This window comes from Bradyrhizobium sp. P5_C11_2, assembly GCF_054049755.1.
Window position 1 is genome coordinate 1 of record NZ_JBFULT010000249.1, and the last position, 10521, is coordinate 10521.

At 65.7% G+C, this 10521-nt stretch carries 11 protein-coding genes; 3 read left to right on the forward strand and 8 right to left on the reverse strand.

The genetic code is table 11. The features are described 5' to 3' along the window. The first annotated feature begins 15 nt into the window (after positions 1–15). Complete coding sequence (locus ACXJL8_RS22210; protein WP_456623229.1) at positions 16–627, forward strand: GDYXXLXY domain-containing protein; 612 nt, start codon at positions 16–18, stop codon at positions 625–627. A 7-nt stretch (positions 628–634) separates the two neighbouring features. Here the strand turns inward: ACXJL8_RS22210 and ACXJL8_RS22215 are convergent, their stop codons facing one another. Then, entirely contained in the window at positions 635–2053 is a 1419-nt protein-coding gene (locus ACXJL8_RS22215; RefSeq protein ID WP_456623230.1) for an aminotransferase-like domain-containing protein, read from the reverse strand. A gap of 106 nt (positions 2054–2159) precedes the next feature. Between ACXJL8_RS22215 and ACXJL8_RS22220 the strand changes: the two genes are divergently transcribed. Beyond that, positions 2160–3020 (forward strand): DMT family transporter, encoded by an 861-nt coding sequence (locus ACXJL8_RS22220; RefSeq protein ID WP_456685592.1) that lies wholly within the window; start codon positions 2160–2162, stop codon positions 3018–3020. A 692-nt stretch (positions 3021–3712) separates the two neighbouring features. Here ACXJL8_RS22220 and ACXJL8_RS22225 read toward each other — a convergent pair. The 3 genes from ACXJL8_RS22225 to ACXJL8_RS22235 all read right to left on the reverse strand — a co-directional run bounded on the left by ACXJL8_RS22225 (position 3713) and on the right by ACXJL8_RS22235 (position 7189). Next, a complete protein-coding gene (locus ACXJL8_RS22225; protein ID WP_456623232.1) occupies positions 3713–4930 on the reverse strand; it encodes an EAL domain-containing protein in 1218 nt (405 codons plus the stop codon). 286 nt (positions 4931–5216) lie between these two features. Beyond that, positions 5217–5642 (reverse strand): hypothetical protein, encoded by a 426-nt coding sequence (locus ACXJL8_RS22230; protein ID WP_456623233.1) that lies wholly within the window; start codon positions 5640–5642, stop codon positions 5217–5219. A gap of 383 nt (positions 5643–6025) precedes the next feature. Next, positions 6026–7189 carry a hypothetical protein gene (locus ACXJL8_RS22235; protein ID WP_456623234.1) on the reverse strand — a complete coding sequence of 388 codons (1164 nt, stop codon included), beginning with the start codon at positions 7187–7189 and terminating at the stop codon, positions 6026–6028. Positions 7190–7526: 337 nt separating this feature from the next. Between ACXJL8_RS22235 and ACXJL8_RS22240 the strand changes: the two genes are divergently transcribed. Then, a complete protein-coding gene (locus tag ACXJL8_RS22240; RefSeq protein ID WP_456623235.1) occupies positions 7527–8150 on the forward strand; it encodes a LuxR C-terminal-related transcriptional regulator in 624 nt (207 codons plus the stop codon). 96 nt (positions 8151–8246) lie between these two features. On the opposite strand, the gene ACXJL8_RS22245 is transcribed toward ACXJL8_RS22240, so the two are convergent. From ACXJL8_RS22245 to ACXJL8_RS22260, 4 genes are all read right to left on the reverse strand, one after another. Further along, positions 8247–8495 carry a hypothetical protein gene (locus ACXJL8_RS22245; RefSeq protein WP_456623236.1) on the reverse strand — a complete coding sequence of 83 codons (249 nt, stop codon included), beginning with the start codon at positions 8493–8495 and terminating at the stop codon, positions 8247–8249. A gap of 99 nt (positions 8496–8594) precedes the next feature. Next, the gene (locus ACXJL8_RS22250) at positions 8595–8963 is read right to left on the reverse strand and encodes an Hpt domain-containing protein (RefSeq protein WP_456623237.1); all 369 of its coding nucleotides are present in this window, start codon (positions 8961–8963) and stop codon (positions 8595–8597) included. Positions 8964–9137: 174 nt separating this feature from the next. Continuing rightward, positions 9138–9833 (reverse strand): Crp/Fnr family transcriptional regulator, encoded by a 696-nt coding sequence (locus ACXJL8_RS22255; protein WP_456623238.1) that lies wholly within the window; start codon positions 9831–9833, stop codon positions 9138–9140. Between the two features lie 190 nt (positions 9834–10023). Next, positions 10024–10521, reverse strand: a 498-nt coding sequence (locus ACXJL8_RS22260; protein ID WP_456685593.1) for a Crp/Fnr family transcriptional regulator, incomplete at its 5' end; no start/stop codon positions are given.

Consider the following 10521-nt stretch of genomic DNA (forward strand, 5'->3'; position numbering starts at 1 on the left):
GCCGAGGACCGAGCGATGACAGAGATGATCCCGTCCGTCACGAAACTCTGGCAGCGCATCCCGAAAGCCGTGCTGTTTGGCGTCGCCATCCTGGTCCAATGCGTGCTGTTGGTGCTGATGGTCGCCGATCGCATGCAGATCCTGCGCAACGGCCGTGAGGTGACCTTGCAGACGCAGCCTGTCGACCCCCGCGATCTCCTGCGCGGCGATTATGTCGTGCTGCGCTACGACATCTCGCAATTGCCGGCAGGCGCGCTCGCCGGTCAGCCGGCCGCCGAGCGCAATCCCGTCGTGTTCGTCAAGCTCGCGCCCAATGCCAATGGTCTCTACGAGGCGGTCTCGGTGCACGCTGAGCCCGTGCCGGTCACGGCTCCCGAGGTGCTGATCCGCGGCCGCCTCGCCTACGGCGCGTCCTGCGGCTCGCCCCGGCGCGCCTTCTGCGACAAGCTGACGATCCACTACGGCCTGGAAAGCTATTTCGTGCCCGAAGGCGAGGGCAAGAAGCTGGAGCAGGCCCGCAACCAGCAAAAGCTGCGGGTGGTCGCGTCCGTGCTGCCGTCCGGGCGCGCCGCCATCAAGCGGCTGCTGCTCGACGGCCAACCTGTGTATGAGGAGCCGTTGTATTAGCGGCCGGTCATTTCGACTGGGCCTTCAGCGCCCGCCGGAGCACGTCCCACATCCGCGGTTCGTTCATGTGCGCAACGTTGAACCGCATGAAGTCCGGCGCCGTCTGCGACACGCTGAACACATTGCCCGGCGCCAGCACGACGTCCTCTTGGAGCGCGGCACGCGCCACTGCGGTGGCATCCTGTCCGGCGGCGAGGCCGCACCACAGGAAGAAGCCGCCGCGCGGCATCAGCCAGGGCTCGACGCCTAAGGCCTGGAGCTTCCGAGCAACATCACGCCGGGTGCGTACGAGCTTTTGCCTGAGCTCGTCCATGTGCTTGCGATAGCGGCCGCCGGCCAGGACGTTGGCGATGATCGCGGTCGACACCGGGCTCGGGCCGCCAAAACTGGTTGCGACCTGGAGGTCGACGAGATGCTCGATCCAGTCGGCGCGCGCGGCGATGTAGCCGCAGCGCACCGAGGCCGACAGCGTCTTGGAGAAGCTGCCGATGCGGATCACGCGGGTGAGCCCGTCGAGCGCGGCAAGGCGCGGCGAGCGCTCCGGCTCGAAATCGCCAAAGATGTCGTCCTCGATGATGGTCAGGTCGTGCGCTGCGGCTGCCGTCAGCAGCCGGTGCGCGGTCGGAAGCGACAGCGTCGCGCCGGTCGGATTGTGGAGCGCGGAATTGGTGATGTAGAGGCGCGGCCGTGCGCCGGCGAGGATCGCCTCGAAACGCGCGACGTCCGGGCCCGACGGCGTGTAGGGCACACTGACGATCTTCACCTGATGCGCCCGCAGCAGCGCGCGAAAATTGAAGTAGCAGGGATCGTCCACCAGCACGGTATCGCCGGGACGGAGCAGGAAGCGGCAGACGAGATCGGCTCCTTGCGTGCCCGAGCCCGTCAGCATGAGCTGGTCGACCGACGCCTCGATCGCGTCCTCGGCGAGGCGCGCCAGCAAAAGCCGCCGCAGCGGCAGCGCGCCGCGCGTGCTGCCATAGTCGGTCAGCAGGCTCGCCTCGGTGCGCGCGAGTGCGCGCACCGCACGGCGCAACGCGGCCTCCGGCATCCAGTCCGGCGGCAGCCAGCCGCAGCCGGGCTTCGGCACCGCGGCGTCGGCATCGAGCGACTGCCGCGAGACCCAGAACGGATCGACGGCACGGTCGCGGCGCGGCTCGACCTCGGCAAGCGCCAGCGGCGGCATCACCGTCGGCGACACATAGAAGCCCGAGCCGCGACGGGCGCGGATCAGCCCTTCGGCGGCCAGGCGATCATAGGCCTCGACGACGGTCGAGGGCGAAACCCCCATCGTGGTGGCGAGGCTGCGGATCGACGGCAGGCGGTCGCCGGCACCGAGCGCGCGGCCCGCGATCTTGGCCCGGATCGCGCTGATCACGTCGACGGTCCGCGTTCCGCCCCGTCCCTTCGTTCGCGTCTCGCCGCCCAAGTGTATGACCTTCCATACCAGTACAATTTGACCAGATTGTATTGGATTGTCACTGGTTTCGCCACCGCTTCGGGCCGAGGATCGTCGCCCAAGAGAGCGAGGCGACATGCAATCCGCGGGCAGTGGCTGGGGCAACGGACTTCTCGGCGTCATCATCTTCAGCGGCTCGCTGCCGGCGACGCGCGTCGCGGTCGGCGGCTTCTCCGCGCTGTTCCTGACCTCCGCGCGCGCCGTCATTGCCGCGCTGATCGGTGCGGCCGTGCTCGGCCTGCTCCGTCAGGCGTGGCCGGCGCGGAAGGATCTTGCTGCGCTCGCCATCGTCTCGCTCGGGGTCGTCCTCGGCTTTCCGCTGCTGACGGCGCTCGCGCTCCAGCACATCACGTCGGCGCATTCGATCGTCTTCATCGGCCTGCTGCCATTGTCGACCGCCGTGTTCGGTGTGCTGCGTGGCGGCGAGCGCCCGCAGCCGCTGTTCTGGCTGTTCGCGATCCTCGGCAGCGCCACGGTGGCCGGCTTTGCGCTCTCGAACGACGGCACCGCATCAGTCACCGGCGATCTCCTGATGGTCGCCGCGATTGTGTTGTGCGGGCTCGGTTACGCCGAAGGCGCCGCGCTGTCGCGCCGTCTCGGCGGCTGGCAGGTGATCTCCTGGGCGCTGCTGCTGGCAATGCCGCTGATGGTGCCGGTCGCGGTCCTGACCTGGCCGCCGGCCTGGGCAGGCGTCGGCGTCCCCGCATGGATCGGGCTCGCCTACGTCTCCGTGTTCAGCATGTTCGTCGGCTTCATCTTCTGGTACCGCGGGCTCGCGATCGGCGGCATCGCGCGCATCGGTCAATTGCAGCAGCTCCAGCCGTTCTTCGGCCTCGCGCTCGCCGGCTTCCTTCTGCACGAGCCCGTCGCATGGAGCATGATCGCCGCGACCGCGCTGGTGGTCGTCTGCGTCTTCTTCGCGCGGCGGTATGCGTGAGGCGGTGCATCCCGACCAAGGTCTGAAGTTGATGACCTTGATCGAACGCGCTTCCATCCGGTCATTGGCGCGACCATCACCTGGCGCGGTAGTCATGCGACCGCCAACGTTGATCTAGATCAACGTCTGTTCTTGCACGCAGTGTCCCTCTGGATGGGAGAGTTATCTCCTCGGTGCATCGCGTGCGCTATTTCGCGATCACAGTGACAGTATCCGCCTGGCTGGTCTGCCCGTTTCGCTGATGGGACGGTGATCGGCATCCTCACTCGACTGACAGAAATCCGCAGAAACTTTGGCCAAGGGACGGAGGACGTCATGCGACACGGAACACATTTTTGGTTGGCCGGCGCCGTTATTGCCTGCGCAGCCATGGGCTCGGTGCAGTGGTCGGAGGAGGATGGTGTTTCATTCTCGATTCAGAGCGCACAGGCCCGCGTAGGGCGACCAGCGACCCCGGCGAGTGTCGCTGGCGTCGCGCGGCGAACGACGCGCCGCGCCGTAGTCGGTGGAGCAGCCGTAGGTGCAGCGACCGTAGGCGCCGCTGTCGCGGCACCGACGTGCACCCGCGTTCTGGTCAATGGCGCCTGGGTCTGCCGCTAGGAGAGCTATCTTTGATGGGGAGATGATCGCAGCGACCGCGCTCGTGGTCGTCTGCGTCTTCTTCGCGCGGCGGTTTGCGTGAGGCCGCTGCCTCATTCATTCCCTCCCATCACCGTCCGCGTCAGCGTGCTCCTCGCAAACTTCTTCAGCGGCATCGGCTTGCCGAACAGATAGCCCTGCACGAGATCGAAACCGAGCTCGTTCGCGGACACGAGGTCGGCGCGGCTCTCGACGCCTTCGGCCACGGTGCGCACCCCGCAGCCCTGCGCGAGCTCGACGATGTGGCGGCACACCGTCCGCTTCAGGCGGTCATTGCCGCAGCCGGTGACGAATTGCCGGTCGGCCTTGAGCTGGATGAAGGGAATCCTGTCCAGACCCATCAGCCCCGGCCAGTCGGCGCCGAGATTGTCGATCGCCAGGCCGATATTGTGGAAGCGGATTTCGCGTGCGGCCTCGGTGAGAAATTCGAGATCGCGGATCGCCTCGTCGCTGGCGATCTCGATCGTCAGTCCGCCGAAGGCCGGATGCGTCGGCACGCGGCGGCAGAGATCGCGCACGGCCTGCGGCTCCTTCAGGTAGGACGCCGGAAGGTTGATCGAAAGATCGACCGGGCTCTGCCGCTCCAGCAGGTAATGCCAGTCCTGCACGGCGCGCTCGACCACGAACTCCGACAGGCCGCGGAAATGCGGGTCATGCGCCTCCGGGATGAAGTAGGCGGGCGGCACCACGCCCCAGGTCGGATGCCGCATTCGCACCAGCGCCTCGGCGCCGCAGCGGACCAGCGTGCGCGCGTCGATCTTGGGCTGGTACCAGAGCTCGAGCCAGCCCGCATGCAGGGCCTCGCCGACATGCACGGCCGGGCTCGGCGCCGGCTCCTCCGGCAGCAGCATCGCGACGCGTTCGCGCAGCGTCTCCGCGGCAAACGGCGTGGTGAGCGGCGGCAGCATCGCAAGCCCGTATTCCTCGCCGACCTGCTGCACGGCCTTGACGATGATCGACTCGCGGGCGCCGACGGCCAGAACCTTGCCGTCAAACGCCCCGCGCACCAGCGTCTCCAGGAATTTTCCCGGTTCGATGCCGTCGGCGGCGATGCCGAGCAGGATCAAGTCCGGCAATTCGCTCGTCAGCACGGTTTGCAGCTCGTCGGCGCTGGCGCATTCGCTGGTGACGAAGCCGAGATCCTCGAGCACCTCGGCGAGAAACGCGCGCAAGTGGCGCTTGCCGTCGGCGACGCAGGCGCGCGGCGTCACCTTTCGCCGTCCGAAGGTTACTGCCCTCCGTCCGGCGAGTTCTACAATCCCATCGTTCATCGCAAGCCACTCCCGTTCCGTGGCGGTGTGTTAGCGATGCGGAGGGCTTCAAATATGGAGAGCTTCAGCGTAATTGTTGAATTGTCCGGGTAACGTTAAAGCCCCCATCTCTTTTAAAATTGTCCGGATTGTCTTGAAGAAGTTTTTACATCTGGCTGCTCGTCGCGCTCGGAGGTGCGGCAATATCGAGAGATTTTCGCGGCTCGCGCGACATGCGTGAGCGGCAGCCACTGTCCTGCAATTGGACGAAGCCGATCGGGCTTCGCCCAATTCAATAACGCCGGTATCAGTTGCGGGTGGCTTTGTCGTGCTGCGTCATGCCGACTGCCTTATAATCGTAGGTCGGATAGAACTCCGTGCGGTAGGGACCCCATGCGGTATCCTCGATGATTCGATTGACCTCGCGCAGCCGCGATGCCGGCAGGCGCAGCGTGATCACCTGCCCGATGCCCATCATCACGTACCAGCTCACGACCTCCACGCCCGGCGGCGGGAACGCCTTGTAGAAGCCCTGCTTGTCGAGCTGCGCGTTCAGCTCGTTGAGCGGGCGCGACTGGTCGTGCTTGAACATGACCGTGAGCAGGACGGCGTTGTCCGCGGTCGGCTCGGCATTGCTTGCAGGCGGCGCGGTCTGCGCCATCGTCGTCGATGTCAGCGCCAGCGCGCCCACGAGCCAGGCCATCGTCGTCAGTGTCAGTCGGATCGATCTCATCGCGGGTTCCTTCCATCGCGCCATGCGGTGCGGCCGAAGATAGGAGCGACGGGCCAGGCCGAAGAACTCATTTTCGCGCGATACGGGCATATATCGGCTGCGCTCGTGACAGTTCCGCGACAAAGCGCCGGCGCGCGCCGGCGGCAAATGTGAAACACATCACATGTGCATTGCTGCACCTGCGCTAATGGTCGCTATAGCCGGTGGTGGGCTGTCGAAGGATCGCAGCAATGACGACGCGGCGAATGATGTATTGGTGGTTCAGGTTCGTGCTGTCAGGGCGATTTCTCGATCGCTTCCTGTGCCTGCCGCGCGCGCCGCACTGACGCGCCTTGTTGTCTGCTCACGATCTTGTCGGAAAACCGCTGCGCACTTTTCCAGTTCTAGCTTTGTCCGAGTAGTTTGCGAAACACCGCCGCACCGTCCTGCACCGCGTCGCGCCCCTTCCAGGCCAGATAGCTCAGCTTGCCACCCAGCGTGTCGTGACTGCGCAAACGGCGCGAGCCGAGAATGTGGCCGACGTTGGAGGGGAAGCGGCTGACCTCGGCGGACACCAGCGCCGCGATCGCGTCCATCAATTGCTGCAGCCGGATGCCCCATTCCGATTGCTCGATGCCGTCGATGCGGACCTTGAGCGCATATTCGGTGTCGTAGATATCGGCGAGCAGGTCGCGCGCGACGAGGACCCGGTTGTGGCGGAGCGCGATGCGAAGCGCGAGGCGCTTGTCGTCGAGCCGGTCGAGCACCATCGGGACGACGCAAGCATAGGGCGTCGCGGCGACGTCGGCGGCGTTCTTGCTGGCGGCGGGCTTGGTGGCGAGGCGCACCAATTGCCAGGATGTCTTCAGGCGCCTCGCCAGCAGCGCCAGCGCGAAGGGTAGCGCCTGCGGGTGGGATTTCCTGAAGGCATCGAGCTGCGCGGTGATCTGGGTGACCTGGCCGTCGTCGAGTTTCGCGATCTTCTCGGGCAGCTTCGCGTTGAACTTCGGCAGCGCATCGCCGGCGCGCAGCACGTGCTGCATCTTCGTCACGTCGTCGAAGGCGGTGCGCGAGGCGGTGTATTGCGCGAGCTTGCTTCGCGCCTGCTCGGTGCCGTCGGGCGAGGCGAGGATGTTCTCGAGAACCTTGAGGACCTTGGTCTGGAAGGTCGATGCGATCTTCAGCACTTCCTTGGGATTGTTGGCCGCGACCTGGTCGTTGATCGCCTTGATGTAGTCGCGCGCCATGGTCGGCAGCAGGTCGCGGCAGATCCACTCCCAGATCGGGGTGAGCGTGTTGCGCGAAATCCGTCCCGCATTGGCGTGCTCGGGTGCGCCGTCGATCAGCAGCAGCTCGAGCGGCGCGAAGAAATAGCGCGAGGGACTGGTGGCGCGGGCGTGAGTCGATCCGTCCTTGCGGAACTCGGCGCGCAGCTTGGCCTGGATATCGCTCGAGCCCGGCATGTCGATGCCGCACAGCTCGAGCCGCTCAAGCTCGCTGAGCAGACAGCTGCGCGACAGCGGCGTCAGCTTCTGCAAGAACTCCGATAGCTGGTCGATCTCGTTCATGGCACGCAATCTTCCGCAGCGATTCCCGCAGGCCTGCCGGCCCAATGCGAGGAGGCATTTGCGCGCTCTCAACTCAGCCTGAGAGAAACAAGTTACTGTTAATTTATCCGTAAAGTCCGGGGGGCCCGGAGATCGGGCATCGAGGCGATCGTTAAGATTTCGCTCGTCTGCCTCCGATGCAGGCGGATTTATCAACCCCTGCGCGGTCCGGTGGGGTGCAGCGCAAGCATAAATTGTGCCGATGCCAGCGTTTCAGCACAAAACTGACAAAATTACCGTAGTCTTACGGAGCAAAAAGTTAACCACAGACCACCCCCGGTTCCGATAAACGAGTGACATGGGGTCACAGAATGATACGGCCACTGATTCGCGGCCGTCGGAATGGTACGAAAGCAGCGCTTCTCCGCCTGAAGAGCTCGATTTCGTCCGGCTGAATGCCGCTCGCGCCAAGGCGGCCGACGAGATGGCCGTTGCCATCGCCCGCGAGCTCAACGGCCCCCTGACCGCACTCCTGCTCTACATGGGCGAGATCAAGCATCACAGCGATCAGCTCGCCCCGGTCGCAGGCGACCGCGCCTATTTGCAGCGGGTGGTGGAGAATGCGCTGGCGCAGACCGAGCGCGTTTGCGGCCTGGTCAAGCAGCTTGCCGGGCCCCACAAGGGCGGCCTGCCGGCGGCGTCCAAGGCCGGAGACGCCGAGCTGAAGGCCGGCCGCGCGCCGCAGGCTCAACGCGTGGCGAGCCCCGAGCTGCTGGGCCTGACGGGCCAGAAGCGGCTGACCAAGCGCGAGCGCGAGGTGCTGAGGCTGATCAGCGAGGGTTATTCGAACAAGCAGGGCGCGCTGCGGATGCAGATCAGCCCGCGCACRTTCGAGAGCCATCGCGCCGAGGCGATGCGCAAGCTCGGCGCGCGCAACACCGCGGACCTTGTCCGTGCGGCGCTGTTGCATTCGATCGATTGAGGTTCTTGTGGTGTGCCGCCGGGCGGCGGCACGGCCAAGGCTTAAGAAAGAGGCCTTGAGAACGAGGTTTGAAAAAGCCTTGGACCCCGATCGCGCTCAGAAATAGTCTTCGGCGAACGGGCGCACGCGTGAGGTCGGCCGCAGCTGCTTGGGCTCTTCCTTCGGCCCATTCGGGATGATCGTGATGATCCAGCGCGGGGGAATGCTGGAATCCTGCTCGAGCACCGAACGGACGAAGCCCGTCACTGTCGACTCGCCCGCCTTCACCGTCGCCATCCGGCCGTTGAACTGAGCGATGCGGAAGCGACGGACTTCTTTCTGGTCCGCAGTCTCATAGGTGAACATGGAAACCCTCCTGGTTTGCCGCGACTATCGCCACCTATGATTAGCCATCTGTGAAAATCCCAAACCGTAGAAGTACGGCGGGGTTGCGCACGCGCTTCGCTAGGCCTGCGGCTCCTGCGCGCGGGCGGCGGCGTAGGCTGCATCCATCCGCTCCAGAAGGTCGCGGAATTCGGCCTCGCCGACCGTCTCCGCGCTGTGCTCCAGCCGCAGCGCCAGCGCCGCGAGCCGGCAATAGCCGAACGTCCCGGCTGCGCTTTTCAGCGAATGCGCTTCGCGTGCGAACCTGGCGCGGTGTTGCGCGAGTCCCAATGTCCGAAACAGCGTCAGGCGCGCGCAGGTCTCGCTCCAGAACACGGCGCGGACTTCGCCGGCGCCGTCTTCGCCGATCTCGCGCACCAGGGCATCGAATGCGTTCGGCTCCCGCAGGGGTTCGGCATCGAGCGCAGTGGCGAAATTGGCTTCAAACATGGCTCGGTCCCGATTGCCCGCGGTGGTGCGCGTCGCGGCCCTCGGGCGCGCGCATTCGTCAGGTCTACCCCCATTCTGATTTCGGTTCCGGTAGCGGGACGCGCGATGTTTGCAGGCCGCCGTAAGCGGTTGGTTTACCACGGGCCGTCTTGGGGCGGCGTACCTGGCGCGGCGTCAGGACCCGAGCAGCCTGTCGTACTGGGCCTTTACCGTGGCGTAGCATTCGCACGCCGTCTGCCGCAGCCCGTCCAGGTTGATGATCTGGATGTGTCCGCGGCTGTAGTGGATGAAATCGGCCTGCTGCAAGGTATTGGCGACCAGCGAGACGCTGTTGCGCCGCGCCCCGATCATCTGCGCCATGGCCTCCTGGGTCAGCAGCAGCCGGTAGTCGCCCGACAGGTCGTGGGTGTGCAACAGGCAGCGCGACAGCCGCGCCTCGACCGGATGGGCGGCGTTGCAGCCCGCGGTCTGCTGAACCTGCGCATAGACCGCCAGCCCGTGGCGCGTGAGCAACGTCCGCAGGGTGGTGCTCTGATCGGCGGCGACGCGCAGCCGGTCGAGGTCCATGACGGACGCAACGCCGGGAACCAGCACGATCGCCGTGTTCAACGCGCAGGCATCGCCCATGGTCGAGAGCGTCCCGAGCAGGCTGTCGCGGCCGACCATGGCGACCTGCACATGCTCTCCCTTGGCGAGCTTCACCACCAGCGAGATGACGCCGCGGTGAGGAAAATAGGCCCGCGTGAGCGTGTCGCCGGTCTCGATCAGCACCGTGTCGTGCGGCAGATCGATCGTGCGCAGATGCGGGCGGATTAATTCATAGTCATCGGCCGAGAGCGCGGACAAGAAACCGTTGGTAGGACGCACCATCGTTTCCAAAGCTGCCTCCCGTCGTCTGAGCCGGAGCGTTACCAGCTAAATTGCTCCTTGCACGGGCAAGTTCCATCATCTTCCCGTCGGGATATATTGGCAATTGGGACAAGATGTCCGCCCCCGCTGATCGCCCGCGCTGCGCCGCGTGCGGCGGGCCTCCAGAACGGTCGTATCGAGGCTGTTGTCGTCACCGCAGGGCTCCCAGCAGGCGGGCGTAGTGGGCCTTCACGGCGGAATAGCAATCGCAGGACATCGATTGCAGCGCGCGCAGGTCGGTGACGACGATCCGGCCGCGGGCATAGCGAATGATGCCGGACCTCTGCAGTGCATGCGCGACCAGCGAAATGGCGTTGCGCCGCACACCCATCATTTGCGCCAGGGATTCCTGCGTCAGGGGCAGGGCTTCGCTGTCGGACAGGTCGCGGGCACGCAGCAGCCAGCGCGCCAGCCGGGCTTCGACCGGGTGCCGCGTGTTGCAGAGCAGGGACTGCTGTGCCTGYGCGAGCAGCGCCTGCTCATGGCGGACCATCAGGTTGCGAAACCGGGTGCTGGCGGCGGCGACCGTCCGGAAAGCCGCGATTTCAAGCACTGAAGCAGTACCGGGGAAGAGGACGGCGGCGTCGGTCGGCGCGATGCCGTCGGCAAGCGCCGCGCCGCCACCCACGACGCTGTCGCGGCCCAGCAT

Coding starts and splice junctions, on each gene's coding strand:
- ACXJL8_RS22255 (WP_456623238.1), bottom strand. CDS start 9,833: ATGGTGCGTCCTACCAACGGTTTCTTGTCCGCGCTCTCGGCCGATGAC.
- ACXJL8_RS22225 (WP_456623232.1), bottom strand. CDS start 4,930: ATGAACGATGGGATTGTAGAACTCGCCGGACGGAGGGCAGTAACCTTC.
- ACXJL8_RS22250 (WP_456623237.1), bottom strand. CDS start 8,963: ATGTTTGAAGCCAATTTCGCCACTGCGCTCGATGCCGAACCCCTGCGG.
- ACXJL8_RS22230 (WP_456623233.1), bottom strand. CDS start 5,642: ATGAGATCGATCCGACTGACACTGACGACGATGGCCTGGCTCGTGGGC.
- ACXJL8_RS22235 (WP_456623234.1), bottom strand. CDS start 7,189: ATGAACGAGATCGACCAGCTATCGGAGTTCTTGCAGAAGCTGACGCCG.
- ACXJL8_RS22220 (WP_456685592.1), top strand. CDS start 2,160: ATGCAATCCGCGGGCAGTGGCTGGGGCAACGGACTTCTCGGCGTCATC.
- ACXJL8_RS22245 (WP_456623236.1), bottom strand. CDS start 8,495: ATGTTCACCTATGAGACTGCGGACCAGAAAGAAGTCCGTCGCTTCCGC.
- ACXJL8_RS22210 (WP_456623229.1), top strand. CDS start 16: ATGACAGAGATGATCCCGTCCGTCACGAAACTCTGGCAGCGCATCCCG.